Genomic DNA, 26543 nt, shown 5'->3' on the forward strand with positions numbered 1-26543 from the left:
ATGGCCGGCAACCGGTTCCGGTACGGCCAGTGGCAGGGCGGCCCCGATCCGCTCGCCCCGCCGTACGACGTGCGTGCCGCCGTGGACTCCGTCGGCGCGGAGGTGCTGGCCGGCGGCAGTCTGCGGGAGGCGCTGCGGGATCTGCTGCGTCGTGGCCCGCAGGGCCGGGGCGGCCTGGACGACCTGGCCGCCCGGGCCCGCCGGCTGCGCCGGGAGGCGCTGCGCCGGGGTGACCTGGACGGCGCGGTGACCCGGTCCCGGGCTTTGCTCGACCAGGCCCTCGCGGCGGAGCGGGACGCGCTGCGTGAGCGCACCGACGACGACGCCCGGTTCGCCGAGACGGTGCTGGACAACCTGCCCCGGTCCACCGCCCGTGCGGTGCAGGAGCTGGCCGGCTACCGGTGGACCAGCGACGAGGCCCGGCAGGTGTACCAGCGGATCCTCGACGGGCTGCGCGGGGAGGTGCTGGAGCAGCGGTTCGCCGGGCTGCGCGACGCCGCGCGGGCCGCCGGTGACCCGGCCGTGCAGGTGCAGCTCGCCGAGATGATGCGGGACCTCAACGACCTGCTGGCCCGGCACGCCCGTGCGGAGGACACCACCGACGCGTTCGCCGAGTTCATGCGCCGGCACGGCGAGTTCTTCCCGGAGCAGCCGGGCACCGTCGACGAACTGGTCGACGTGCTGGCCCGCCGGTCGGCGGCCGGTGAGCGGCTGATGCGGTCGCTGTCCGACCGGCAGCGCGAGGAGCTGGCCGGGCTGATGCGGCAGTCGCTCGGTGACCGGCTCGCCGGTGAGCTGTCCGCCCTCGACGCCCACCTGCGCGCCCTGCGCCCCGACCTGAACTGGCAGCGCGGCGAGCGGGTCCGGGGCGACCAGCCGCTCGGCTACGGCGAGGCGACGGGGGCGCTGGACGAGATCGCCGAGCTGGACGAGCTGCTCGACTCCCTCGACCAGCAGCAGCCGGGGGCCACCCTGGACGACGTGGACGTCGAGGCGGTCGCCCGGACGTTGGGCCGCGACGCCGCCGACGACGTACGCCGGCTGCGGGAGCTGGAGCGGGAGCTGCGCCGGCAGGGCTGGGTGGGCCGGGACGCCGACGGGTTGACGCTCAGCCCGAAGGCGTTGCGCCGGTTGGCCGGGACCGCGCTGCGCCGGGTCTTCGCCGACCTCACCGCCGGCCCGCGCGGCCAGCACGACCTGCGTACGGCCGGGGCGGCCGGCGAGGTCAGCGGCGCCTCCCGGCAGTGGGAGTACGGCGACGAGCAGCCGTTGGACGTGGTGCGCACGCTCACCCGGGCGGTCCGCCGGGCCGGCCCCACCGTGCCGCTCCAGCTCGCCGTCGAGGACTTCGAGGTGGTGGAGACGGAACGGCGGGCGTCGGCGGCGGTGGCGCTCTGCGTGGACCTGTCGTACTCGATGGTGTCGCAGGGGCGGTGGGGGCCGATGAAGCAGACGGCGCTGGCCCTGTCGCACCTGATGGCGACCCGGTTCCCGCAGGACGCGTTGCAGATCGTCGGGTTCGGTCGGGAGGCGGTGACGCTGACCCAGCGGGAGCTGGCGGCGGTGGAGCCGGACATGGAGCAGGGCACCAACCTCCAGCACGCGTTGCGGCTGGCCGGCCGGCACCTGCGCCGGCATCCGGGGGCCGAGCCGGTGGTGCTGGTGGTCACCGACGGTGAGCCGACCGCGCATCTCGACCCGGACGACGGTGAGGCGTACTTCCACTGGCCGACGCTGCCCGAGACGGTCCAGGCGACCATCCGCGAGGTGGACCGGCTGGCCCGCGCCGGTGTCACCCTCAACCTGTTCCTGCTGGGCGACGACCCCGGCCTGCGCCGCTTCATGGATGCCGTCGCCAAGCGCTCCCGGGGCCGCCTCTTCACCCCCGACCTGGGTGACCTGGGCGAATACGTGGTCTCCGACTATCTCCGCTCCCGCCACACGAGCTGACCCCCACCCACCCCGCGTCGGTCATGCGGTCGTGGCGGACCCCACCACCGGATGATCGACGGAGGGTGGGGGGCGGCGGAAGGTGCGCCGGTAGGTCGAGGGGGAGACGCCGATCCGGGTGTGCAGGTGCTGGCGCAGGGCGGCGGTGGTGCCGAAGCCCGCCCGACGGGCCACCTGGTCGACGGTGAGGTCGGTGGTCTCCAGGAGGAGCCGGGCGTGGTCGGTGCGCTGCTGGAGCAGCCACTGTGCCGGGCTGAGCCCGGTCTCCGAGCGGAAGTGCCGGGTGAAGGTGCGTACGCTCATCCGGGCATGGGCGGCCAGTTCCCGCAGGGTGACCGGCTCGTGCAACTGTTGGCGGGCCCACTCGCGGGTGGCCGCCGTGCCGCTGGCCGGGCTGCGTGGCACCGGTCGTTCGATGTACTGGGCCTGGCCGCCGTCGCGCCAGGGCGGCACCACGCACCGCCGGGCCGCCCGGTTGGCGACCTCGCTGCCGTGGTCACTGCGGATGACGTGCAGGCAGAGGTCGATCCCGGCGGCCACCCCGGCCGAGGTGAGCACCTGGCCGGAGTCGATGAAGAGCACGTCCGGGTCGAGGTCGACCTGCGGGTACAGCCGGCGGAACGGTTCGACGTGCGCCCAGTGGGTGGTGGCCCGGTGCCCGTCGAGCAGCCCGGCGGCGGCCAGCGCGAACGCGCCCGTGCAGATCGACATGATCCGGACGCCCCGGTCGTGGGCCTGCCGCAGGGCCACGGTCACCGCCGGGTCGACGGTGCCGTCGGTCATCGGCGGGCCGCCGTGCAGGCCGGGCACCACCACCGTGGCGACGGTCGTCAGCAGGTCGAGCCCGTGGTCGGGGAGGACCCGGAAACCCGAGGAGCTGCGGACCGGGTGGCCGCCGGGGGTGCAGGTGTCGACGGTGTAGAGCGGTTGCCGGTCGGCGGTGCAGGCGGCCCCGAAGACCTGGGCCGGGGTGCCCAGGTCGAGGCCGACGACGCCGTCGAGGGCGAGCACGCCGATCCGGTGCGGGACGAGGGTCATGGCCCGATTATTGCGTACGATGGCTTTCCGGCCACTCGTCGCAGGTCGAGTGGGCCCCGAGACTCGGAGCGTGACCCGAGCCCGTCGTCTCCACCCGGCCTGGACCGTGGCCGCCGTCGCCTTCGTCGCGCTGGTCGGCGCGGCCGGCTTCCGCGCCACCCCGTCGGTGCTGCTGCACCCGCTGCACGCCGAGTTCCGCTGGCCGTTGGCCACCATCTCCGCCGCCGTCTCGGTCAACCTGCTGCTCTACGGCCTGACCGCGCCGTTCGCCGCCGCGCTGATGGAACGGTTCGGCATCCGCCGGGTGGTGACCTGCGCGCTGGCACTGGTGGCGCTCGGCAGCGGCCTGACCGTCTTCATCACGGCGAGCTGGCAGCTGATCCTCTGCTGGGGTGTCCTGGTCGGGCTGGGCACCGGGTCGATGGCGCTGGCGTTCGTCGCCACCGTCACCGGACGCTGGTTCGTCGCCCGACGAGGGCTGGTGACCGGGGTGCTCACCGCCGGTGGGGCCGCCGGTCAACTGGTCTTCCTGCCGCTGCTCGCGGTGCTGGTCCGCGACCACGGCTGGCGGGCGGCGGCACTGGTGGTGGCCGGGGCCGCCCTGGCGGTCGTACCACTTGTGGTGTGGTGGTTGCGGGAACACCCGGCGGACCTCGGCCTGCCCGCCTACGGCGCGACCGAGGTGACGCCCCGGCCGCCGGCAGCCGGCGGGGCCGCCGCGCGGGCCGTCGGCGCGTTCACCGCCGCCGCCCGGACCCGTCCGTTCTGGCTGCTCGCCGGCGGCTTCGCGATCTGTGGCGCGACCACCAACGGTCTGGTCGGCACCCACTTCGTGCCGGCCGCACACGACCACGGGATGCCGCAGACCACGGCGGCGGGTCTGCTCGCCCTGGTCGGGCTCTTCGACATCGTCGGCGTCGTGGCCTCGGGGTGGCTCACCGACCGGGTGGACAGCCGGCTGCTGCTGGCCGGCTACTACGCGCTGCGCGGTCTGTCGCTGTTGCTGCTGCCCAGCCTGTTCACCGGCGGCACCGGGCCGAGCATGCTGGTCTTCGTCGTCTTCTACGGCCTCGACTGGGTGGCGACCGTGCCACCGACGGTGGCCCTGTGCCGGGAGTACTTCGGCGCCTCGGCGGCGGTGGTCTTCGGCTGGGTCTTCGCCGCGCACCAGTTCGGGGCGGCGGTCGCGGCGACCGGCGCCGGTCTGGTCCGCGACCGGCTCGGTGACTACGCGCTGGCCTGGTATGTGGCGGGGGCGCTCTCGGTCGGCGCCGCGGTGCTGTCGCTGCTGCTGCGCCGACGTCGGTCGCTGCCACCACCGCTCCTGCTGCCGGCCCGTCCCGCCGGGGCGTGGAGCTACCGAGGCTGACCGACGCCGGTCGGGCCTGCCGCCGGTCCGCCGGCCGGGCAGCGGGGTCGAGGTCGGTCCGGTGCGCCGACCGGGCTACGGCCACCCCCGCCGCACCCGTCAGCCGAGGGCCCACTGTTGGCCGGCCGACGCGGTGCAGGTGGCCTGCACCAGGTCGTCGCCGGCCGCGGTGCCGTCATTCCTGACCTGCACGCACTTGCCGGACTGGACGCCTACCAGCAGGACCGGGCCGGTGCCGACCGGGGTCAGCCGCCACTGCTGGTTGGCCTGCCCGTGGCAGCCGAACTGCTGGATCCTGGCTCCGTCGTCACCGCTGCCGCCCTCGACGTCGAGGCACTGGCCGTGCCCGGCGTTGGTGAGCGTCACCAGGTCCGGTGCGACCGGGTTGGCGACCCACCGCTGCTCCGCGCCACCGGTGCAGGGCGCCAACTCGGCGGTGGCCGTCTCACCCGCGCCGTCGGTGCCGACACAGAGGCCGGAGGTGACCGCCCGCAGCACGGTCGGCCCGCTGAACGTGGCCGGGGTGGTGGGTGGCGGGGTCGGCGAGGGCGGCGGGGTGGTCGCCGGTGGTGCGCTGGTCTCCGGGGCCGCCGTGGCCGGCGAAGCGGGGGTCGGCGCAGCGGGGGTCGGCGCAGCGGCGGCCGGCACCACCGGCTGGGTCCGCCCGTCGCCGCCGCCCAGCACGCCGGTGGCGAAGAAGACCCCCAGCAGTACGCCGGCCAGCCCGGCGGCCAGCGCGAACCGCATCAGCGGATCACGGGGCAGACCGGGGCGGGCGGCCCGCCGGGCGCCGTACACGGTGCCGGACGGGTCGCGGTGCGGATCGGGGACGGCCATGCAGGCATGGTGACCCACCGGGCGGGCCGACGGCCAGTCGGCCCGCTCCCGAGAGGGATCAGTCGACGACCCGGACGTCCTTCCAGAACGCCACCCGGTCGCGGATCTGCTCCGCCTCGGGCTTCGGGTCGGGGTAGTACCAGACCGCGTCGGGGCTGGTCCGGTCACCGTCGGTGAGGGAGTAGTAGGAGGCGGTGCCCTTCCACGGGCAGACCGTCTGGGTCGTCGACTCGGTGATCAGGTCGTCGCGCAGGGTGCTGCGGGGGAAGTAGTGGTTGCCCTCCACCAGGACGGTGTCGTCGCTCTCGGCCACGACCTGGTCGTTCCACACGGCTTTCGGCATGCCACCACGCTACGCCCCACCCCGGTCGATGCTCCCGCACCCCTCGCCGCCGGCGGTTCCGACCGGTGCCCGTGTGCCGGCCGCCGGGCCCCGCCCCGCACCCGCCTCCCGGAGGGCTCGGCTGATCCGAAACGGCCAGCGTTGGGGTCCCCCCGGAACGGCGCTTCGCGCGTAAAGTGATCTCATGCGCGCGCAGCGTGATCATGAACTGGCGGTGGACGCGTTGCGGCGGTCGTACGCCGCCGTGCCTGCGGGGCAACCCGTTCGACTGGCCAAACGCACCTCCAACCTGTTCCGGCCCCGGTCGGCCACCGGCGTGCCCGGCCTCGACGTCAGCGGGCTGGACGGCGTGCTGTCGGTCGACCCGGTCACCCGCACCGCCGAGGTGCAGGGCATGTGCACCTACGAGGACCTGGTCGACGCGACCCTCCCGCACGGGCTGATGCCGCTGGTCGTGCCCCAGTTGCGCACGATCACCCTGGGCGGCGCGGTGACCGGGCTGGGCATCGAGTCCACGTCGTTCCGCAACGGGCTCCCACACGAGTCGGTCGTCGAGCTGGACGTCCTCACCGGTGCCGGCGAGGTCGTCACCGCCCGGCCGGACGGCCCGCAGTCCGACCTGTTCGCCGCGTTCCCCAACTCGCTGGGCAGCCTGGGGTACGCCACCCGGCTGCGCATCGAACTCCAGCCGGTGGGGCGGGCGGTGGCCCTGCGCAACATCCGGTTCACCCGGCTGGAGGAGCTGACCGACGCGGTCGCCGAGGTGACCGCCAAGGGGGAGTGGGAGGGGCGGCCGGTCGACGCGATGGACGGCGTGATGTTCAGCCCCGGCGAGTCCTACCTGGTGCTCGGCTCCTTCACCGACGAGCCCGAACGGCTCAGCGACTACACCGACCAGGACATCTACTACCGGTCGCTGCGTCGCCGGGTGCGGGACACGCTGGGCACCTACGACTACCTGTGGCGGTGGGACACCGACTGGTTCTGGTGCTCGGCCGCGTTCGGCGCGCAGCATCCGGTGGTGCGTCGGCTCTGGCCGGCCCGCTGGCGGCGCAGCGACGTCTACCACCGGCTGGTCCGGCTGGAACACCGGCACCAGGTGGCCGCCCGGGTGGACCGGTGGCGGGGCCGGCCGGCCCGGGAACGGGTCGTGCAGGACGTCGAGATCCCGCTCGACGGCACGGCCGACTTCCTGCGCTGGTTCGACCGGAACGTCGGGATGACCCCGGTGTGGCTGTGCCCGTTGCGGCTGCGCGAGCCCGCCGGTCCCGGTTCGGCCCGGGCGTGGCCGCTCTACCCGCTGCGCCCCGGCGTGACCTACCTCAACATCGGCTTCTGGGGCACCGTCGAGGTCGTGGACGGTGCCGCCGACGGCGACGTGAACCGCTCCATCGAGCGGGCGGTGTCGGAATTCGGTGGACACAAGTCGCTCTATTCCGACGCGTACTACGACCGGGCGGCCTTCGACCAGCTCTACGGCGGGGAGACCTGGCGTGTGGTGAAGGACCGCTACGACCCGGACCATCGGCTCACCGGACTCTACGAGAAGGCGGTTGCCCGAAAATGAGCCTGACCGACCGAGAACAGGGGGCGGCGAGCGCCCCGGCCAGCCCGCCGGCGGGAAGTCGGCCCGGCCCGACCGTCGCCGACGTCGTCCGCGCGGTCACCACCCATGACCTGCCCGTCCGCGTCACCGGCTACGACGGCAGCGCGATCGGCCCGACCGACGCCGGGATCACCCTCGACATCCGCTCCGAGCGGGGCCTGTCCTACCTGCTCACCGCCCCCGGCGACCTGGGCATGGCGCGGGCCTACGTCAGCGGCGACCTCGGGCTGGGCGGGGTGCACCCCGGCGACCCGTACGACGCCCTGCGGGTGCTCCTGGATCTGCGGCTGCGGGTGCCCTCGGTGGCCGAGGGGCTGGCCCTGGTGCGTGGCCTCGGCTGGGAGCGGCTGCGGCCCCCACCGGCGCCGCCCCAGGAGGCACTGCCCCGCTGGCGGCGGGTGATGGGTGGGCTGCGGCACTCCCGGGGCCGTGACAGCACCGCCATCTCACACCACTACGACGTGTCGAACGCCTTCTACGAGAAGGTGCTCGGCGACTCGATGACGTACACCTGCGCGGTGTACCGCAGCCCGACCGACACCCTGGAGCAGGCCCAGGCGGCCAAGTACGAACTGGTCGCCGGCAAGCTGGCACTCCAGCCGGGGATGCGCCTGCTCGACGTGGGCTGCGGCTGGGGCGGCATGGTCCGGCACGCCGCCCGCGAGTACGGCGTCAAGGCGATCGGGGTGACCCTGTCCCGGGCGCAGGCCCAGTGGGCGCAGGAGGCCATCGCGCGGGAGGGGCTGACCGGCCTGGCGGAGGTGCGCCACCTCGACTACCGCGACGCGCCCCGGGAGCAGTTCGACGCGATCTCCTCGATCGGGCTGACCGAACACATCGGGGTGCGCAACTATCCGGCCTACTTCCGGGCGCTGCGGGACCGGCTGCGACCCGGTGGCCGGTTGCTCAACCACTGCATCACCCGGGCCGACAACCGGGCTCCGCACCGCTCCGGCGCGTTCATCGACCGGTACGTCTTCCCCGACGGCGAGCTGGCCGGGCCGGGCCGCCTGGTCGGCGAGGTGCACGACGCCGGCTTCGAGGTGCACCACGAGGAGAACCTGCGGCAGCACTACGCGCTGACCCTGGCCGCCTGGTGCCGCAACCTCGTGGCGAACTGGGATTCCTGCGTCGCCGAGGTGGGCCTGGGCACCGCCCGGGTCTGGGGCCTCTACATGGCGGGGTCGCGGCTGGCCTTCGAGCGCAACGGCATCCAACTGCACCAGGTGCTGGCGACCCGCAACGCCCCGCACGGCGTGAACGGCTACCCGCTGCGCCCGAACTGGACGCCCTGATCCGCCGTCCGGCCGCCCCGACGAAGCCGCGCCATCTCGGCGCGGCTTTTGTCGATCCCATTGACAAGGAAGATTTTTACGTACAGGATTGTTTTTGCGATGAGAGACGTCCTGTACCTGGAGCAGATCGAGCAGGCCGAGACCCTGCTCAAGCCGCAGCGCGTGGACGTGCTGCGGCAGTTGGCCGAGCCGCGCACCTGCACCGAGGTGGCGGCCCGGCTGGAGCAGACCCCGCAGCGGGTCTACTACCACGTCAAGCAGCTCGCGGCGGCCGGCCTGGTCGAGCAGGTGGCCAGCCGCAGGGTGCGCGGCATCAGCGAGGGCATCTGGCAGGCCGTCGCCCGGTCGTACTGGCTCTCGCCCCGGCTGGTCGGTCGGATCGGCGGCGTCCGCCGGGTGTCCGACGAGCTGAGCCTGGGCCACCTGCTCGACCTGATGGAGGAGGTCCAGGCGGACGTCGCCGCGCTCGACCGGAGCGCGCCGGAGCTGCCCTCGATCGGGGTGTCCGGCGAGATCCGGGTGCCGGCCGAGCGCCGGCAGGAGTTTCTGCACGACCTGCAGTCGACGTTGCAGGACCTGTTCACCCGCTACGGCGGCGTCGAGGGGGACGCCTTCAAACTCGCCGTGGCCTGCTACCCCAAGGGGGAAGACCATGACTGAACCACTCACCCTGGGCGCCCGCCTCGCCGCGCCGGTGCAGGCCGTGTGGCGGGCGCTCACCGACCCGGCCGAGCTGCGCGTCTGGCTGACCGAGCACGCCGAGGTCGAGCTGCCCAGCCGGTACGAGTTCTGGGGTCGGCACACGCCCGAGGGCTACGCGCCCCACCAACGGCTGCGGCACGCCGACCCGTACACGCTGCGCTTCGACTGGCTGCTCGACGGGGTCGAGACGACCAGCGAACTGCGCCTGACCGCGCAGGGGCCGGGCAGCGCCCTGCTGACCCTCAGCCAGAGCCACTTCGACTTCGCCGAGGCGATGGACGGCAGCAGCATCCGTGGTGTCCTGCAGACCTGGTGGTCGCTGTCGATCGCCAATCTCGCCGCGCACCTGGAGGGTCGTCCGCTGCTGCCGAGGACCGACTTCACCTCCGCCGAGCTGAGCGGTGAGCTGACCATCGCCGCGCCGGTCGACCGGGTCTGGACCTCGTTGACCGACTCGGCGCAGGCCAGCGCCTGGTTCGGCTACCCGATCGGCATCGAGCCCTGGGTCGGCGGCCGGTACGCCATGGGCGGCTTCGACACCGGGTACGCGGCGAAGGTGATCGACCTGGAGCCCGGCCGGAAGATGTCGGTGGACTGGGGCCCCGTCGGTGTCACCACCTGGGAGCTGGCCGATTCCGACGGAAGGACGAAGCTCACCTTCGTGCAGAGCGGCTTCGACGAGGGCAACCCGCCGTACGCGGCGTGGAGCGGGTCGGTGGCCGGCCTGTCCGAGCTGCGCCGCTTCCACGAGATGGCCGACTGGCAGCCGATCTGGGTGGCCGAGGAGATCCGCACCGGCGCTCCCGGCATCTGAACCACCCCCGGCACCTGTCCCGGGGCCGGTTCTCAAGGTCGGGGTGCGGGTGGTGGCCTGTCCTGGGCCGGAGTCGCCCTGGGCCGGAGTCGCCCTGGGCCGGAGTCGCCCGGCAGCAGCACCATGCAGGTGACCCCTGTAGAGCTGATGACGTTGACGATTCACGGGTGGCAGGGGTAGACGGGCACACCACCGGCTCTTGGCTGTGCGCATCCTGCGGGGTCCTGGCTGTGTGCGACCCGTGGGTCCCGGGCAGTGTTGTCCCGGACCGGGTCGTTCCAGCCCCGCTCCTGTCGGTGTTCGCGCCGGTGGTGCCGGCTGAATCGCTGACGTCATCAGCTCGAAAGGACGCCGGACAGAGGTTGGTGACCCGGGCGGGTCACGGGGCACCCGGGTCACCGCGCGCCACGCACGGCGGACGCACAGGTACGCCACAAGGGGGCCTCAGCCCGGCGCGGCACGGTGGCTTCATCGCCGCACCGAGGAGGCCCCATGTCGCACCCCGACAACCACCGTCACCGCTCCGACCGCGACCAGCCCGACCACCACCGGCCCGACCATCCTCGGTTCGACCGGTCGACCCTCGTCGAGGGGTGGTGACCTGATGTCCGACACCATGCTGCGCCCGGCGCCCACCAACCCGGTCCCACCGGCTGTCCCGGTCTCCGAGCCGCCGTCGTCCTCACCGCCACCGCCCTCGGCAGCGCCGTCGCCGACCTCGCCGCCGTCGCCGCCGGTCTCGCCGTCGCCGCCGTCGCCGCCGGTCTCGCCGTCGTCGCCAGCGCCGTCGTCGCCGTCGCGGTGGCGGCGGGGGCTGCTGGCCGGTGGCGCGGCGGTGGTGCTGATGCTCGCGGGCGGCGGCACCGGCGCGCTGGTCGTGGACCGGTTCGCCGGCCAGGGTTCGTCCGTCACCGCTACGACGGCCGCCGCCCCGGTCTCCACCGCCACCATCGACTCCCTCGCCACGGTGGTCGCCGTCGTGTCGCCCAGCATCGTCACCGTCGAGGTGACCGGGGCCCGGGAGTCCAGCCTCGGATCCGGCGTCATTCTCGACACCGACGGACTCGTCCTCACCAACCAGCACGTGGTGGACTCCGGCGGCCAGGTCGACGTGGCCCTCGCCGACGGCCGTACCGCCCCGGCGACCGTGGTCGCGCAGGACGCCAGGGCGGACATCGCGCTGCTGCGGGCGACCGGCTTGACCGGGCTCACCCCGGCGACGCTGGGCAGCGACTCGACCCTGACCGTCGGGGACACCGTCCTGGCGTTCGGCAGCCCGCTCGGGCTGGTCGGGACGGTCACCTCCGGAATCGTGTCGGCCCTCCACCGGTCGGTGGACGACCTGTCCGGGCTGGTGCAGACCGATGCGGCGATCAACCACGGCAACTCCGGCGGAGCGCTGGTCGACACCGCCGGGCGGGTGGTGGGCATCAACGTCGCGATCGCCACCACCGGAGAGGACGAGGGCAGCGTCGGCCTCGGCTTCGCCATCCCGATGGACACCGTCCGCCAGGTCGTGGCCCGGCTGACCGCGAGCTGACCCCCGGCCCCGCCCCGCTTCCCGGTCGGCGGGCAGCGCAGGTCAGCGGGCAGCGGGTCAGCGGGCAGCGGGTCGGCGGGGCAGTGCCGGGTCAGGGTGACGGAGTCAGGTCGTCCGCACGGCGGAGCAGGGCCCGGCGTTCGGCGTCCGAGCCGACCAGGTCGGCGGCGCCCCGGAACAGGAGGGCCGCCCCGAACGGGTCACCACGGCGGGCGGTCAGCTCCGCCTCCGCCGCCAGCGCCGGTGGGTAGCCGTCCAACGCTCCGCCGGCGCGGGCCTCGGCGAGCAGGGCCAGCCCGGCCGTCGGTCCGTACGCGTAGCCGTGGGCCACCGCACGGTTCAGCCCGATCACCGGGGTGGGCCGCAGTCGCGACAGTTCGTCGTAGCAGTGGGCGATGGCCGTCCAGTCGGTACGGCCGGCGTCCGGCGCGGTGGCATGGCAGGCGGCGATCCGGGCCTGGAGCAGATACGGGCCGGGCCGGTCGGCGCGGGCCGTGGTCGACGGTCTGTCGGCCCGGGCCGTGGTCGACGGTCTGTCGGCGGGGGCCGGTGCCGACCGGCGCTCGGCGTGGGCCAGGGCGGTCAGGGCCTCGGCGATGGCGGCGTGGTCCCAGCGGGAGCGGTCCTGCTCGGCGAGGGTGAGCAGGTCACCGGCGGCGTCGCGGCGGGCCGCCCGGCGGGAGTGCTGGAAGAGCAGCAGCGCGCACAGGGCGGCGACCTCCGGCTCGGCCGGCATCAGCTCGTCGAGCAGCCGCGCCAACCGGACCGCCTCGTCGGCGAAGGCGGGCTCGCCGTCCGCGTCGTACCCCCGGGTGAAGAGCAGGTAGAGCACGGCCAGGACGCCCGGCAGCCGCTCGGCCAGCGCGGACCCGGTCGGCACCCGGTAGGGGACGCCGGCGGCGGCGATCCTGGCCTTGGCCCGGGTGATCCGCCGGGTCATGGTGGACTCGCCGACCAGGAAGGCCCGCGCGATGTCGGCGGTCGGCACCCCGGCCACGGTACGCAGCGTCAGCGCCACCCTGGCCTCCAGCGTCAGCGCCGGATGGCAGCAGGTGAACACGAGCCGCAGCCGGTCGTCCACCACGTCCTCCGGATCGTCCGGGGTGGGGTGCTGGTCGGTGAGCACCGCCAGCTCGCGTAGTTTGCGGCGTTCCACGGAGGCCCGCCGCAGCACGTCCGTCGCCCGGTTCCGGGCCACCGTCATCAGCCAGCCGCCCGGATTGCCCGGCACGCCGTCGCGGGGCCAGCGCTGCACGGCGGCCATCAGCGCCTCCTGGGCGCAGTCCTCGGCGAGCGTCCAGTCCCCGGTCACCCGGATCAGCGCGGCCACGATCCGCGGGTACGCCTCGGCGCCCGCCACCGCGACCGCGCCGACCGGGTCCCCGGCGACCGGGCCCGCCGGCCCACCCCCGTGGTGCGGGCCCGGCGGTCCGCCCGGGTCGACGGCCGTGGCCCTCAGAGGTCGACCAGGGGACGCAGTTCGAGCCGCCCCTCGTAGGCCATCGGGTGGCGACGGGCCACCTCCACCGCCTCGTCGAGATCGGAGCACTCCAGCAGGTCGAAGCCCACGATCACCTCCCTGGTCTCGGTGAACGGCCCGTCGGTGAGCAGCAGCTCACCGTCGCGTACCCGGACGGTGGTGGCCGCCGACACGTCCGCCAGCCGGCTACCCAGCACACGCTGCCCGTTGCCGTCGCGCTCGGCGACCCACGCCTCGATGTCGGGGGCGGCCTCCGGGTCGGTGTCCGGCGCGGTGTCGGTGCAGACCAGCATCAGGTACTTCATCGGGACGCTCCTCGGTGTCGTTGTCGTCACCAGGGTGACGTTCGGGAGGCCGGGTTCCGGACAGCGGTGGGCAGGATTTTTCCGCCTGTGGTTCCCGGGGCGTCGGGCGGGGTAATGCCGGGCGATGTTCTTCATCTTCGGACTCCGTACCAAGGTCACCCGGTCGGGGGTGGTGACCGCCGTCTGCCGGCACTGCGGCAACCAGGCCGCGCAGGTGATCAGCCGCCGGTCGACGAAGTTCACCCTGTTCTTCGTCCCGCTGATCCCGATCCGGACGAAATACGTGCAGCAGTGCTCGTTCTGCGGCGTCGAGTACGCCGTCGACGCCGACGAGGCCCGCCGCCTCCCGGTCGGCTGACCGTGGCCCGCTTCCTCTGCTGGCTGGTCGGCCGCCCGCCGACCGTGCCGGTGCACACCGCCTCCCGCCCACCCTGCACCCCCGGTCGTCGCCCGTCGCGCCGCCGCCACCGGCCGGCCGCCGGTGCCCGTTCGCCCCGTTCGCCCTGGAACCGGTCCGCCGGCCGCTGACCCGCCCGCGCCACCCCGCACCGCCGGCTGTCGGCCGGGGTCGGTCGGGGCCGCTATCGTGGCCTGTCGTGACGAGCACCGCACGACGCCTGGCCGCGATCCGGGGCGACGCGCCCCCGAAACGCCACAACGCCCGGACGATCGCCGCGCTCACCGGCAACCCCGGCTGCGCCCGGCGGGCCGTGCTGGACGGGGCCGGGGTGGACAAGTCGGCGCTCGCGCAGCGGGTCGGCTTCCCCGCCCGGTTCGGCCAGTCCCGGTTCGCCATCACCCGCGGCAACGCGTTCGAGGCGCAGGTCAAGGCGGACGGCGGGGCGGAGCTGCTGCGGCTGGTCGCGACGCGGTTGGGCGTACCGGTGCCGCAGCGGGCGAGCTGGACGGACCTGGGTGGCGCGGACGACCTGCCGGACCGGCGGGAACGGTCCCGGGCCGCGTTGACCGCCACCGGGCCGGACGCGGCGCTGTTCGACCATCCGCTGCTCGGCCTGGACGTCGCCGGTCAGCGGGTGCACCTGGAGCCGGATCTGGTCGCCGCCCGGCTCGGTGGCCGGTTCCACGTCGTGGAGATCAAGTCGTTCCCGGTGATCGACGGCCAGGCCGACCCGGCGAAGGTGTCCGCCGCCGCCGTCCAGTCGGCCGTCTACGTGCTGGCGCTGCGGGAACTGCTCGCCGCCGAGGGGCGGGACCCGGAGTCGGTGTCGCACGAGGTGGTGCTGGTCTGCCCACGTGACTTCGCCAACCAGCCGGTGGCCAGCCTGATCGACGTGCGTAAGCAACTGCTGGTGCTGCGTCGCCAACTGGACCGGATGGCCCGGCTGGACGACCTGCTCACCGCCGTACCGGCCGGCTTCACCGCCGATCCGGCCGCCGATCCGGCGACGCTGACCGCCGCGCTGCGTACCGTGCCGGCCCGTTACGCGCCGGACTGCCTGGCCGGCTGCGAGCTGGCGTACTTCTGCCGGGACGAGGCGCGCGGGCAGACCGGCGCGCTGGGTCGGCCGGTGCGGGAGGCGCTCGGCGGGATCGCCGAGGTGACCGAGGTGCTGGCCCTGGCGACCGGCGAACGGGCCGCCGACCCGGAGCGGGAGGAGGCCGCCGCGCTGCTGCGGGCCGCCGCCCGGTTGCGCGCCGACGCCCTCGCCGGCCACCCCGCATGAGTACGCTGCGCGCGCTGGCCCGGGCCCAGGCCGTCGCCGCCGGGGTGGCCCAGCCGGTCGCCACGGTCCGGCACCTGCACCTGGCGCAGCGCCCACTGGTGCTGGTGCCGCTGGGGATGGCCGGTGAGGCGCACGCCCCGCTCGCCGCGTTGGTCGGCACCGCCCCCGACGACGCCCGGTTGCTGATCGTGCCGCAGCCCCGCAACCGGGACCAGCGGTTCCGTTTCGTCACCGAGCTGGCCGGGATCGTGCTGCCCTGGCTGGACGACTTCCGGGGCGTGGCGGAGGCGGTGGCCGTGGACCGGGGACGCGACGTGCGCTACCGCTACTCCGACGCCCCGCAGCTGTGGGTGCCGAACCCGGCCGGGATCACCTTCCTGCGGCTGCTCGGCCGGTCCACCCGGTTCCGCCGGCCGGACGGCGACTATCCGGTGCATCCGGCGGTGCCGCTGCTCGGCCGCTGGCTGACCTTCTTCGCCGAACGGGCCGAGCAGCCCGGCTCGTCGACGCTGCTGGCGATGACCGACGCGCTCACCCTGCACTGGGCGACCGGGCAGAGCGCGGTGGAGGACCTGCACCTGCCGGCGCTGCTCGGCTGGATCGACCCCCCGGCCGGCTGGACCGGTGCGGCGGCCGCCGCCCGGGCGGAGGACCCGGGGGTGTGCCCGCCGGCCGGGCCGGCCACCGACCCGGAGTTCGACAACGCGGCGCTGGCCCCGGCGATGGCCGCCTGGGCGGCGGCCGACGACGACCCGGCCGCGCGCGACGAGGCGTACACGGAGCTGGTGGGGTTGCTGCGCGGGCAGCTCGCGCCCACCTGGGAGCTGATGTGGCGTGGCCTGGGGTTGCTCGGCGCGCTGCCACCGGGGGCCCGGGTGGCCGGGCGGTGGGCCGGCGACCGGGACGCCTTCACCTCGTATGCCGAGCATCTCGACGCCGACGGTGGGCCGCAGCCCCGACACGACGGCGCGGTCGCGGCGGCGGTCCGGCTGCACCGGCTGGAACGTGCCGCGACCAGCTACGCCGTGCAGCGCGCCTACGACGACCCGTTGGTGATGGCCGAGCACCGGCTGACCGGGGAGGCGTTCGTCGGTGACGTGACGCTGGCCGATCCGGCGCGGGTGGACGACAGCGGCAAACGGCCGGTGCTGCGGCCGAGGATCCAGGTGGTGACCACCGAAGCGGTCCGGGTGCCGGTCGGGGCGACCCTGTGGTCGACGGCGCGGCCGGGGCAGAAGGCGAAGGTGGTCTTCGTGACCCCGGCGGCGGACGGCCGGACCGAGGTGGTGCTGGAGTTGTCGGGCGGGATGGGCCGGGGGCTGACCGCGCTGCCGGGCACCGTGCCGCAGGTGGGGGAGCGGCTCTGCCTGACCACCCTGTCGGAGGCGTTCCTGCCGGCCGGCGCGTTTCCGACGGCGGACGAGACACCGTGGACGCACGGCGGGCCACCGCTCACCGACCCCTCGTCCGGGCTGTCCTCAGTGGTCGGATAACCGACCCGGTGAGTGTGGCGGCTACCCGCCCGGCTGGCTAGGCTTCGATGGTTCGCCGTCCGTGGCCCGTCCGCACGGTCGAGGTGCGCGTTGGAGAGAGAGCCGGAGCGATCACCGTGCTACCCCAGGACGCCGTCTCCGGCACGCCGACCCGACCGCTGGCCCTTCCGCGGGTGGGTGCGATCGTCGCCGCGGTGGTCGTCGTGCTGGAGCTGGGCTGGCTGCTCGCCGCGCTGCCCGGGGCGGCCCTGGCCAGCGACGTGACCGCCACGGCACTGGCGAGCTGGGCAAGTTACGCCTGCACCCGGACGATGCGTCGGCACCCCGCCCCGCTGCGCCGGTTCTGGGCGCTGCTCGCCCTCACCATGGGCCTGGCGGCCGCCGGTCGGCTGCTGTGGACGGTGGACCGGTTGCGTGCCGACGAGTTGCCGCACACCCCGCTGATCGGGGCGATCTTCACCGCCGGCATCGTCACCGGCACGGCCGCATTGCTGGCCGCGCTGACCGCACCACGCAGTGTGGTCGGCCGGGCCCGCACGGTGCTGGACGGGGTGATCGTCGGACTGGCCCTGATCCCGATCGGCTGGGTGGTGGTGTTCCGCGACATCGCCGCCGCCGACCTCGACGATCCCCTGCGGACCCTCGGCCTGCTCTACCCGATGATCGACCTGATGCAGTTGACCATCCTGGTGGCGGTGGCCGGCTCGGCCCGCCCGGTGTGGCCGCCGTTGACCCTGATCGGGGCGAGCCTGGTCACCCGGGCCGGCGCGGACGCCGTCTACGTCTCGCTGGTCGCGCACGGCACCTACGCCCCGGGGCACCCGATCGACGTCTGCTGGCCGCTGAGCTACCTGCTGATCGGCATCGCCACCACCCGACCACCGCCGCCGACCTGCGACGGCGCCGAGGAGATCGGCGAGTCCCCGCTCCCGTCGTGGTGGCGGGTGGCGCTGCCCTACCTGCCGGTCGGCGGGGCGATCATCGCGGTGGTGCTGGCCCGCCGACCCACCGGGCAGACCCCGCCCCTGGTCTTCGTCGGCATGATGACGCTGCTCGGGGTGCTCGCCCTGCGGCAGGGGCTGGCGGCCAACGAGAACCTGCGGCTGGTGGCCCGGCTGCGTCGGCTCGCCTACGCCGACCAGCTCACCGGCCTGCCCAACCGGCTGATGTTCAACCGGCGGCTGCGCCAGGCCCTGCGCGAGGGGCCGCCGGTGGCCGTCCTGCTCCTCGACCTGGACGGCTTCAAGCAGGTCAACGACCGGTTCGGGCACGCCACCGGCGACACCCTGCTGTCCAGCATCGCGGTCCGGATGCGGGCGGCCGTCGGTGGCGACGGAACCATCGCCCGGCTCGGTGGCGACGAGTTCGCCGTGCTGGTCGCCGGTGACCGCCCGGTCGCCCCGGAACGGCTCGCCGAACGGCTCCTCGCCGCCCTGCAACCGTCCGTCGGCGAGGAGGACGTCGGGGTGCACCCGTCGGCCAGCATCGGCATCGCCGAGTTCGGCCCGCAGCACGCCTCCCACACCGACCTGCTGCGCGACGCCGACATCGCCATGTACGCGGCGAAGGCCGCCGGGAAGTCCGCGTACCGTACCTGCACGCCCGCGCTGCGGGAGTCGGCGGTCAGCCGGGCCGAGCTGATCGCCGACCTGCGACGCGCCGTCGACGAGCGGCAACTGCACCTGGAGTACCAGCCGATCGTCGACCTGGCCACCGGCGTGGTCCGCAGCGCGGAGGCGTTGGTCCGCTGGCGGCACCCCCGGCTCGGCCTGCTCGCCCCGGCGGCGTTCCTGCCGCTGGCGGAGGAGACCGGGTTGATCGTGCCGATCGACAGGTGGGTGATCCACGAGGCGTGCCGGGCCGCCGCGACCTGGCGGGCCCTGGTGCCCGAGGCGACCGTGGCGGTCAACATCGCCGCCGCGCACCTGCGCCGCCCCGACCTGATCGCCACCGTCACCGCGGCCACCGCCACCGCCGGCCTGGCGCCCCGCGCGCTCACCCTGGAGCTGACCGAGTCGGCGCTGATCGACGGCAGCGAGGCGGTGCTGGAGCGGCTCGCCCAGCTCCGGGAGTTGGGCATCCGGATCGCCATCGACGACTTCGGCACCGGTTACTCGTCGTTGAGCTACCTGCACCGCATCCCCGCCACCGACCTCAAGATCGACCGGTCGTTCGTGGCCCGGCTGGACACCGACGCGCGGGCGTACGCCACGGTCGAGATGGTCACCCGGTTGGCCGGGGCCTTCGACATGGAGGTGGTGGCCGAGGGGGTGGAGACCGAGGGGCAGCACGCGGCGGTCACGGCGATCGGCTGTGTCCACGGCCAGGGCTACCGGTACGGCCGCCCGGGCCGGTTGGCCGCCCTGCACACCCCACGCTGACCCGCCCCGGCCCCCGCCCATTCCCTTCTCGGTCCGCCCCGGTGTGGGCTTACGGGATCGGGGGACCGGCGCAGAATCGGGCTTGACCCTCACGTCGCGGCAGGCCGGAGCCTTGGTGTCGGAAAGGAGGAGACCATGGCGTACACGGTGGGTCAGGTGGCGAAGGCGGCCCGGGTGACGGTCCGGACGCTGCATCATTACGACGAGATCGGGTTGCTCTCGCCGAGCGGCCGGACGCCGGCCGGCTACCGCCGCTACGACGACGCGGACCTGGAGCGGTTGCAGCACGTCCGCTTCTACCGGGAGCTGGGGTTTCCGCTGGAGGAGATCGCGATGATCCTCGACGACCCGACCGCCGACCCGGCGGCGCACCTGCGCCGGCAGCACGACCTGCTGACCGGGCGGATCGGGAAACTCCAGGAGATGGTCGCGGCGATCGAGATCGCGATGGAGGCGAGACGAATGGAACTCAAACTGACCCCGGAGGAACGGTTCGAGGTCTTCGGTGACGTCGACCCGGCGGAGCACGCCGAGGAGGCGCGGGAGCGCTGGGGCGACACCGAGGCGTACCGGGTGTCGACCCAGCGGGCGGCGAACTACTCGAAGGAGGACTGGCTGCGCCTCAAGGCGGCGCAGGAGGAGTGGGGCGGGCGGATCGTGGCGGCGCTGACCGGCGGGACGCCTGCCGACTCGGCGGAGGCGATGGCGCTGGCCGAGGAACACCGGCAGCTCATCGTCGGATGGTTCTACGACTGCTCGTACGAGGTGCACACCGGGCTGGCCGACATGTACCTGGCCGATCCCCGGTTCACCGCCTACTACGAGGCGATCGCACCGGGGCTGACGGAGTACCTGGCGGAGGCGATCCACGCCAACGCGATCAGCCGGGCCTGAACGGTGCCGCCTGCGGTGGGCGAGGATGGGGGTTCGTCCCGCTCACCCACCGGAGGTCGTCCGTGTTCATCGTCGCCGGAAGTCTCTACGTCGAACCCGCCGAGCGGGACACCTACCTGGCCTCCTGCGTGGAGGTGGTCCGGCAGGCCCGCTCGGCGCCCGGCTGCGTCGACTTCGCCATCGGCGCCGACCTGGTCGAGCCGGGCCGGATCAACGTCTACGAACGTTGGGAGTCCGACGACGAACTGCTGGCGTTCCGGGGGTCCGGCCCGGAGCAGGAGCAGATCGCGACGATCCGTGGCGCGGAGGTGCACCGCTACCGCATCTCCGCCGTCGAGGCCCCCTGACCGGCCCCCGGTCTGTCGTTTCTGCCGGGGCACACCCGGTTCCGGTGACCCCCGGTGCCCCGGCGGTGGTTGCGGCGTCCAGTCGCCGGACCGGTCGGAGGGTCCGGGTGTACACGGGTCGGACCCGTCGTCGCCCGGGCCGGACCGGTGCGGTCGGGGGTGGCCGGTCGGCGGCCGGGTGCCGGGCTAGGCTGGCGCGACCGCTCTGTCACCAGCGTCGATCGGCTCGGCCGGCGGGCGCGCCACCCGGGGAGACCGCCGTGAAGCACCCGAAGCTGGCCGTCGCCACGGCCGCCCTCGTCGCGCTGGTGACAGCGGCCGGCTGCACCTCGGACGACGGCGGCGCGGGACCGGCACCGACCACCGGCTCGGCCACGACCGGACCGGCCCCGACCGAGCCGGCCGCCGTGCTGGCCACCGCCGCGCAGCGGGTCGACCAGCAGTCCTACCGGCTGACCCTGGGCGACGGCGCGGGCGGTGGGGACACCACCAGCCTGGTCTGGGACCCAAAGGGCCGGCGTGGACTGGAGACGACGACGCTGGCCGTGGCGAACGGCAAGGTGGTCATCGAACGGCTCGCCACCGGCACCGACGTCTACGTGAAGGTGACCGCCCCGGACCGGCGGGTGCCGGTCTGGGACGGGCGTACCTGGTGGCACCTGGGCACCGCCGAGGCCGCTGCCGCGAAGCGGACCGGGCTGGACAACACCCGGCTGGCCAGCACCCTCGGCACGGCCACCGGGGTACGCGCCACCGGCGAACGGGCCTACGCCGGCACGCTGGACCTGCGGCGCAGCACCGAGGTGCTCGGCGACGGGGTGGGTGGGGTGCTCGGCGAGCGGGCCGCCACGGTGCCGTTCACCGCGACGGTGGACGCGCAGGGGCGGCTGGTCCGCTACCGGATCGAGCTGGCCAGCGAGCCGGGCAAGACCTCGGCGCTCGACCTGACGTACGCGGACTTCGGCCTGCCCGTGTCGGCGGAGAAGCCGGCGGCGGGCCTGATCGGCGAGGACCCGCCCAGCAACATCCCCGGCGCCTGACCCGCCCCGCAACGACCCCGGCGCCTGACCCGCCCCGCAACGACCCCGGCGCCTGACCCGCATCGTCGCCGGCGCCTGACCCGCATAGTCGCCGGGTCGGGGTGTCACAGGAGCAGGTCGAGCAGGAGCACACCGGCGAAGCCGACCACCGAGATGATCGTCTCCAGCACCGACCAGCTCTTGATGGTCTGCCCCACGGTCAGCCCGAAGTACTCCTTGACCAGCCAGAAGCCGGCGTCGTTGACGTGCGAGAAGAACAGTGACCCGCAGCCCACGGCCAGCGCCAGCAGCGCCACCTCCGGTCGGTCCAGGGTGGCTGCCAGCGGGGCGACGATGCCGGCGGCGGTGATCGTGGCGACCGTCGCGGAGCCGGTGGCGACCCGGATGCCGACGGCGACCAACCAGCCCAGCAGCAGCGGGGAGAGGTTGGCGTCCTTGGCCGCGTCGGCGACCAGGTCGCCCACCCCGGCGTCCACCAGCACCTGCTTGAAGCCGCCACCGGCGGCGACGATCAGCAGGATGCCGGCGATCGGCGGCAGCGAGCCGCCGAGCACCGAGGAGACCTGGCTGCGGCTGAAGCCTGCCTGGTAGCCGAGGGTGAACATGGCGACGATCACCCCGGCCAGCAGCGCCACGATCGGGGTGCCGACGATGTCGAGGGCCTGTCGGGCGAAGGTCCCCTCGGTCAGGGCCAGCTCGCCGACGGCGCGCAGCAGCATCAGCACCACCGGCAGCAGCACGGTGAGCACCGCCGGCCAGAACCTCGGGGCACGCCGGGCGGTCTCGGTGCCGCTGTCGTCGACCGGGGCGCCCGGCCGGCCGGTGCCCGGGTTGACCAGGTCGTCGTCGGTGAGCAGGTCGTCGTCGCCGGCCGGTCCCCGCCCGGCGTCCCGGCCGGCCGACTTCCGGTCGGGGCGGGCGTCGGGGCTGCCGGGTCCGCGCCGGCCACCGCCGGAGGTGGCCGGTTGCCGGGTGGGCAGCAGCGCGGCCGGGGCGGTGGCCGGCACGTACCGGGCGATGAAGTTGCCGAACACCGGGCCGGCGACGATCACGGTGGGGATGGCGATGATCAGGCCCAGCCCGAGGGTGAGCCCCAGGTCGGCGTTGAGGGAGGAGATCGCCACCAGCGGGCCGGGGTGCGGCGGGACGAGGCCGTGCAGCACCGACAGGCCGGCCAGCGCCGGAATGCCGATCTTCATCAGCGGTACGTCGGTCCGCAGCGAGACCAGCAGCACGATCGGCACCAGCAGCACCACGCCGACCTCGAAGAACAGCGGCAGGCCGATCAGCGCGGCGACCCCGGCCATGGCCCAGGGCAGGGCGGTGCCGGAGACCCGCCCGACGACCCGGTTGACGATGCCGTCGGCCCCACCGGACTCGGCGAGCAGCCCACCGATCATCGCACCGAGCGCGATCAACAGCCCCACCCCGCCGACGGTGGAGCCGACCCCGGCGCTGAACGACTCGATCATCGTGTCGGGGGCCATGGTGGCGACCACGCCCAGCACCGCCGCGCCGAGGATCAGCGCCAGGAAGGGGTGCACCTTGCCCCAGGCGATGAGCAGCACCACCGCGGCGATGCCCAGCAGGGCGGCCACGACGAGCTGGGCGTCACCGGCGCTGGTGGCCGGTTCCGCCGGTGCGGCGAGGAGAGTGAGCACGGTAATCACGACCTTCGGACGGTGTCCGACCCGGTGCGGTGCGGACGGTCACATGGGTGCGGGGGTGGGCGGTGGCTCCGCCGGCAGGCTGGGGGCCAGCCGGCGCAGCGACGCGAAGGTGGGCACCAGCGCGTCGTACAGCTCGGAGTGCAGGGGGAGCAGGGCGGCGTAGGTGGCGGCGGAGGCCGGCTCGGGGCGTACCGTCTCGTCGATGCGGACCAGGTCGGCGGCGACGTCGATGGAGTCGATCAGGCCGAGCGCCTGCATGCCGAGCAGCGCCGCGCCGAAGCTGGAGCCCTCGTGGCCGGCGGGGAACCGCACCGGCATGCCGAGCGCGTCGGCGAGCATCTGCCGCCACAGTGGACTGCGGGCGAAGCCGCCGCTGGCCCGCACCTCGCGGACCTCGTTGCCGGCCGCCCGGACCGACGCCAGGACCAGGGCGAGCTGCTGGCACACCCCCTCCAACGCAGCCCGGACGAGATGCTCGCGGCGGTGCCCGTGGGTCAGCCCGACGTACGCCCCGCGCGGCAGCGCGCTCCAGTGCGGGGCCCGCTCGCTGAGCAGGTACGGCAGCATGATCAGCCCGCCGGAGCCGACCGGGGCGGTGGCGGCCAGCGCCAGCAGTTCCTCCTCACCGTGCTCGCCTAACTCGGGGGCGAGCGCGTCGCCGGCCCACTGGAGCACGATCCCGCCGTTGTTGATCGCCCCGCCGACGACCCACCGGTCCTCGGTGAGCGCATAGCAGAACACCCCGCCGAGCGGGTCGACGGCGGGACGTTCGACGGCCACCCGCATCGCCCCGGAGGTGCCGATGGAGCAGGCGACGACGCCGGGGCGTACCGCGCCGAGACCCAGGTTGGCCAGCGGGCCGTCACCCGCGCCGACCACGAGCGGGGTGTCGGCGGGCAGGCCGGTGGCGATGGCGGCGCGGGCGGTCAGCCCCGGCAGCACGGTGGTGGTGGGGACGAGCCGGGGGAGCTGCTCCTCGGTGATCTGGGCGATCCGCAGCGCCTGCGCGTCCCAGGTGAGTTGGTGGATGTCCATCAGGCCGGTGGCCGAGGCGACCGAGTGGTCGGTGACCAGCGTGTCGGTCAGCCGCAGCAGCACGTAGTCCTTGATGCCGACCCAGTGGGCGACCCGTGCGTGCAGCGTCGGCTCCTGCTCGGCGTACCAGAGGAGTTTCGGCAGCGGGGCCATCGGGTGCACGGGGGTGCCGGTGCGCCGGTGCAGGGCGAGCCCCCAGGGGGCGGCACGCAGCCGTTCGGCCTGACCGCTGGCCCGGGAGTCGGCCCAGGTCACCGACGGGGTGAGCGGTACGCCGTCCGGGTCGAGGCCGATCAGGCTGTGCATGGCGGTGCTGAACGACAGACCGGCGATGCCGGTGCCCAGCTCGGTGACGACGGTGCGGATGGTCTCCACCACCGCGTCGAAGATGAGCTGGGGGTCCTGCTCGGCATAGCCGGGGTGCGGCTCGTCGAGGGGGTAGCCGACGGAGTGGCTGGCGAGCTGGTGGCCGTCGGTGTCGTACCCGACGGTCTTGGTGCTGGTGGTGCCGATGTCGACGCCGAGCACCACGCGGCGGCGCTGGTCCGGGCCGGTCACGGGTCCCCCTTGGCGTCGGCGGTGCGGGCGGTGCGGCCCGGCTGCGGCTGACGTTACCCACGCCGGCAGCACCCCGCACGGCGTCGGACCGGAAGGTGAGGCATCGTGCGGTGCGCCGCCCGGCGGGAAATCCATCCCCCGATCGGGTGGTAAATCGGCAATGCCGGGTCCGTCGGGCTTGTTCCTGCCGTTGAGCCGGGTGAACACCGGTTGGTGGCTCGCACGGCGGAGGGATCGGCGTGGCGATGACTGATTCGACGGGTTCCACCTGGCGCTACACCTGGGCTCGCCAGCAGAACGAACGACGGCGGCGGGTCTTCCGCACCGCCGAGCGGGCCTGGCGTCGCCGTGACGACGAACTGCGTCGGCTGCGGGCCCTCGCCGTCGGCCTGCGGGGCAGCGCGGCGGCCGGGGGCGGCCTGCCGCTGGCGTTGAGCCCCGGTGAGTCGGCGCTCTGGACGACGCCCGGCGTGCAGCTGGTCGAGCTGCGGCACACCACCGTGCTGCCCGCCCCCGACCTGGTCGTCGAGGCGGATCCGGGGCGGCTGCGCCACCGGTTGCCCGACGGGGTCCGGGTCACCGACGCCGGCATCGCGGTGGTCACCAACCGTCGGTTGGTCCTGGTCGGCGGGCGCGGCCGGCGCGACTGGGCGTACGGCAAGATGACCGGGTTGCTGCACGACCCGGCGGCCCCGGTGAGCCTGATCCAGGTCCTGGACCGGCGGCAGACCTCCGGTCTGCTGCTGCCGGCGGGTGTGGCGACCGAGTTCCGGTTCGTGCTGACCCTGGCCTTCGCCGACGCCATCGAGCAGCGGCCCGCCGTCCTCGCCCAGCTCGACGAGCTGATCGCCACCCATGCCGAGGCCACGCCGTTCCGGCCGGAGATCGCCACTCCCGCGCAGGCCCGGATCAGCGCCCGGATCCCCGGTGGTCGGCGGACCGTCGCGGTGGCCGCCGCGCTGACCCTGGTGGTGCCGGCGGTGCTGGTCGAGTCGGACCCGCCGGCTTCCCCGGAGGTGGCGGCGGCGGCCACCGCCGCGCCCGGCCCCGTCCCGGCGCGGACCCGACCCTCGTCGCCGGCCCCGTCCCCGTCGGTGGTGCGGGAGCGACGCTGCGGGGCACCGGCGAACCCGATGGGGTACGACTACTGCGGCGGCGAGCGGGTGCGTAAGCCCGACCACCGGGTCTGCGACTGGTTCGACTGTGTGCCGCAGTTCTGGGCCGGGCGGGGTTACCTGGTGTCGTGCCGCGACGGCGCGGTCAGCCTGACCGGCGGCCAGCCGAAGCCCTGCGCCGGCCACGACGGGGTACGCCGCACCGTCCACCACTGATCCACCGGGGCTAGCGGTGTCAGGCCCGGGTCGATACCGCTGCTTCGGCCCATCGGCCCCGACAGTGGGACTGGCGCGGCCGTCGCATCATGTACGGCGTGATCCATTTCAAGCGTAAGCAGCGCAAGAAGAAGCGCGACTGGTGCGATGCCGACTGCGACGGTTGCGACGGCTGCGACAGCCTGCCCTGCTGCGACTTCGGCCTGTTCTCCCTGCTGCTCACCCTCGGCGCGACCACGGCCCGGGTGAGCCGGGCACCGGTGGTCGACCGGGCGGGCCGGGCGGCGATCCTCGGTTACCGGCGGTGGTTGTCGCACCGCTGGCCGGGCCAGTGCCGCTACACCCCGACGTGCAGCGCCTACGGCCTGACCGCCGTCGAACGGCACGGCCTGGCCGTCGGCGGCCGGATGGCGGCGGACCGGCTGCGCCGCTGCCGGCCGGGCGTCCCGCGCGGCACCCACGACCCGGTCCGCTGACCGTCCGGTGGCCCCGCCGCCGACGGGCACCGGCTGCTGCTGACCAGCCCGGCCCACCTCACGCCGTCACGTCGCGGTAGACCTCGACGTCGTAGATGAGCCGGACGGGTTCGCCGTTGGTGGTGCCCACGAAGACCGGTTCGCCGGCAGGGGTGCGCCCGCGCCGCCACACCTCGGCGCGGGCGGCATCCCGGGATTCGCGATGGACCTTCCCGGTCCGGTGCAGCTCCACCACCCGGCGGGCGGTCTGCCGGTCGCTGTCCAGCTGTATCCGCATCAGCGGCACGGGGTGCCACCGTCCTTCCTGGAATCGCCACTGCCCGCCGAGGGGTCCGGCGGGTCCGGCTCAGGCAG

The 26543-nt window shown here is 74.3% G+C and carries 24 protein-coding genes; 16 read left to right on the forward strand and 8 right to left on the reverse strand.

The features are described from left to right. Nucleotides 1–1950: a VWA domain-containing protein gene (locus tag AB0K25_RS12275; protein WP_219467496.1), complete on the forward strand. Its 1950-nt coding sequence runs from the start codon at nt 1–3 to the stop codon at nt 1948–1950. A 21-nt stretch (nt 1951–1971) separates the two neighbouring features. On the opposite strand, the gene AB0K25_RS12280 is transcribed toward AB0K25_RS12275, so the two are convergent. Next, nucleotides 1972–2988 carry a helix-turn-helix domain-containing protein gene (locus AB0K25_RS12280; protein WP_357534815.1) on the reverse strand — a complete coding sequence of 339 codons (1017 nt, stop codon included), beginning with the start codon at nt 2986–2988 and terminating at the stop codon, nt 1972–1974. A gap of 70 nt (nt 2989–3058) precedes the next feature. On the opposite strand from AB0K25_RS12280, the gene AB0K25_RS12285 reads away from it, so the two are divergent. Continuing rightward, nucleotides 3059–4357: an MFS transporter gene (locus AB0K25_RS12285; protein WP_357534813.1), complete on the forward strand. Its 1299-nt coding sequence runs from the start codon at nt 3059–3061 to the stop codon at nt 4355–4357. A gap of 99 nt (nt 4358–4456) precedes the next feature. On the opposite strand, the gene AB0K25_RS12290 is transcribed toward AB0K25_RS12285, so the two are convergent. Further along, on the reverse strand, nt 4457–5194 hold the full coding sequence (locus AB0K25_RS12290) for an RICIN domain-containing protein (protein ID WP_363820016.1): 738 nt from the start codon (nt 5192–5194) through the stop codon (nt 4457–4459). A gap of 58 nt (nt 5195–5252) precedes the next feature. After that, the gene (locus tag AB0K25_RS12295) at nt 5253–5537 is read right to left on the reverse strand and encodes a DUF427 domain-containing protein (protein WP_219467507.1); all 285 of its coding nucleotides are present in this window, start codon (nt 5535–5537) and stop codon (nt 5253–5255) included. A gap of 184 nt (nt 5538–5721) precedes the next feature. On the opposite strand from AB0K25_RS12295, the gene AB0K25_RS12300 reads away from it, so the two are divergent. From AB0K25_RS12300 to AB0K25_RS12320, 5 genes are all read left to right on the forward strand, one after another. Continuing rightward, nucleotides 5722–7104 carry an FAD-binding oxidoreductase gene (locus AB0K25_RS12300; RefSeq protein WP_219467511.1) on the forward strand — a complete coding sequence of 461 codons (1383 nt, stop codon included), beginning with the start codon at nt 5722–5724 and terminating at the stop codon, nt 7102–7104. After that, nucleotides 7101–8438, forward strand: a complete 1338-nt coding sequence (locus AB0K25_RS12305) for a cyclopropane-fatty-acyl-phospholipid synthase family protein (protein WP_363820020.1) — start codon at nt 7101–7103, stop codon at nt 8436–8438. Before AB0K25_RS12300 ends, AB0K25_RS12305 begins: the two co-directional genes overlap by 4 nt. A gap of 99 nt (nt 8439–8537) precedes the next feature. Then, nucleotides 8538–9098 (forward strand): helix-turn-helix domain-containing protein, encoded by a 561-nt coding sequence (locus tag AB0K25_RS12310; protein ID WP_219467513.1) that lies wholly within the window; start codon nt 8538–8540, stop codon nt 9096–9098. After that, nucleotides 9091–9954 (forward strand): SRPBCC family protein, encoded by an 864-nt coding sequence (locus AB0K25_RS12315; RefSeq protein ID WP_219467516.1) that lies wholly within the window; start codon nt 9091–9093, stop codon nt 9952–9954. The genes AB0K25_RS12310 and AB0K25_RS12315 overlap by 8 nt, the downstream gene beginning before the upstream one ends. Before the next feature lie 604 nt (nt 9955–10558). Next, nucleotides 10559–11494 carry a trypsin-like peptidase domain-containing protein gene (locus AB0K25_RS12320; protein WP_357534806.1) on the forward strand — a complete coding sequence of 312 codons (936 nt, stop codon included), beginning with the start codon at nt 10559–10561 and terminating at the stop codon, nt 11492–11494. A gap of 91 nt (nt 11495–11585) precedes the next feature. On the opposite strand, the gene AB0K25_RS12325 is transcribed toward AB0K25_RS12320, so the two are convergent. Together AB0K25_RS12325 and AB0K25_RS12330 are read right to left on the reverse strand one after the other, a co-directional pair. Further along, nucleotides 11586–12854 carry a sigma-70 family RNA polymerase sigma factor gene (locus AB0K25_RS12325; protein ID WP_308291027.1) on the reverse strand — a complete coding sequence of 423 codons (1269 nt, stop codon included), beginning with the start codon at nt 12852–12854 and terminating at the stop codon, nt 11586–11588. 95 nt (nt 12855–12949) lie between these two features. Then, the gene (locus tag AB0K25_RS12330) at nt 12950–13279 is read right to left on the reverse strand and encodes a YciI family protein (protein WP_219467520.1); all 330 of its coding nucleotides are present in this window, start codon (nt 13277–13279) and stop codon (nt 12950–12952) included. A gap of 124 nt (nt 13280–13403) precedes the next feature. Between AB0K25_RS12330 and AB0K25_RS12335 the strand changes: the two genes are divergently transcribed. The 7 genes from AB0K25_RS12335 (at nt 13404) to AB0K25_RS12365 (ending at nt 21119) form a co-directional block, all read left to right on the forward strand. Then, nucleotides 13404–13637, forward strand: a complete 234-nt coding sequence (locus AB0K25_RS12335; RefSeq protein ID WP_219467522.1) for a zinc-ribbon domain-containing protein — start codon at nt 13404–13406, stop codon at nt 13635–13637. A gap of 238 nt (nt 13638–13875) precedes the next feature. Beyond that, nucleotides 13876–14964 (forward strand): hypothetical protein, encoded by a 1089-nt coding sequence (locus AB0K25_RS12340; RefSeq protein WP_219467525.1) that lies wholly within the window; start codon nt 13876–13878, stop codon nt 14962–14964. Beyond that, the gene (locus AB0K25_RS12345; protein WP_357534802.1) at nt 14961–16457 is read left to right on the forward strand and encodes a hypothetical protein; all 1497 of its coding nucleotides are present in this window, start codon (nt 14961–14963) and stop codon (nt 16455–16457) included. Before AB0K25_RS12340 ends, AB0K25_RS12345 begins: the two co-directional genes overlap by 4 nt. A 116-nt stretch (nt 16458–16573) precedes the next feature. Continuing rightward, nucleotides 16574–18838, forward strand: coding sequence for an EAL domain-containing protein (locus AB0K25_RS12350; protein WP_308291028.1), 2265 nt, complete (start codon nt 16574–16576; stop codon nt 18836–18838). Between the two features lie 135 nt (nt 18839–18973). Then, nucleotides 18974–19732, forward strand: a complete 759-nt coding sequence (locus tag AB0K25_RS12355; protein ID WP_363820026.1) for a MerR family transcriptional regulator — start codon at nt 18974–18976, stop codon at nt 19730–19732. 62 nt (nt 19733–19794) lie between these two features. Continuing rightward, on the forward strand, nt 19795–20079 hold the full coding sequence (locus AB0K25_RS12360; protein WP_219467533.1) for an antibiotic biosynthesis monooxygenase family protein: 285 nt from the start codon (nt 19795–19797) through the stop codon (nt 20077–20079). A 260-nt stretch (nt 20080–20339) separates the two neighbouring features. Beyond that, the gene (locus tag AB0K25_RS12365) at nt 20340–21119 is read left to right on the forward strand and encodes a hypothetical protein (protein ID WP_219467536.1); all 780 of its coding nucleotides are present in this window, start codon (nt 20340–20342) and stop codon (nt 21117–21119) included. A 104-nt stretch (nt 21120–21223) separates the two neighbouring features. Here the strand turns inward: AB0K25_RS12365 and AB0K25_RS12370 are convergent, their stop codons facing one another. Beyond that, nucleotides 21224–22780, reverse strand: a complete 1557-nt coding sequence (locus tag AB0K25_RS12370; RefSeq protein WP_219467539.1) for an SLC13 family permease — start codon at nt 22778–22780, stop codon at nt 21224–21226. 48 nt (nt 22781–22828) lie between these two features. Continuing rightward, complete coding sequence (locus AB0K25_RS12375) at nt 22829–24382, reverse strand: gluconokinase (RefSeq protein WP_308291029.1); 1554 nt, start codon at nt 24380–24382, stop codon at nt 22829–22831. Between the two features lie 239 nt (nt 24383–24621). On the opposite strand from AB0K25_RS12375, the gene AB0K25_RS12380 reads away from it, so the two are divergent. Next, nucleotides 24622–25713: a hypothetical protein gene (locus AB0K25_RS12380; RefSeq protein WP_363820031.1), complete on the forward strand. Its 1092-nt coding sequence runs from the start codon at nt 24622–24624 to the stop codon at nt 25711–25713. Nucleotides 25714–25802: 89 nt separating this feature from the next. Next, nucleotides 25803–26189: a membrane protein insertion efficiency factor YidD gene (gene yidD, locus AB0K25_RS12385; protein ID WP_363820034.1), complete on the forward strand. Its 387-nt coding sequence runs from the start codon at nt 25803–25805 to the stop codon at nt 26187–26189. Nucleotides 26190–26247: 58 nt separating this feature from the next. Here the strand turns inward: yidD and AB0K25_RS12390 are convergent, their stop codons facing one another. Then, nucleotides 26248–26466 carry a hypothetical protein gene (locus AB0K25_RS12390; RefSeq protein WP_255597905.1) on the reverse strand — a complete coding sequence of 73 codons (219 nt, stop codon included), beginning with the start codon at nt 26464–26466 and terminating at the stop codon, nt 26248–26250. Nucleotides 26467–26543 lie beyond the last annotated feature (77 nt).

Source organism: Micromonospora sp. NPDC049257 (genome assembly GCF_040678915.1).
In the GTDB taxonomy this organism is placed as follows: Bacteria; Actinomycetota; Actinomycetes; order Mycobacteriales; family Micromonosporaceae; genus Micromonospora; species Micromonospora antibiotica.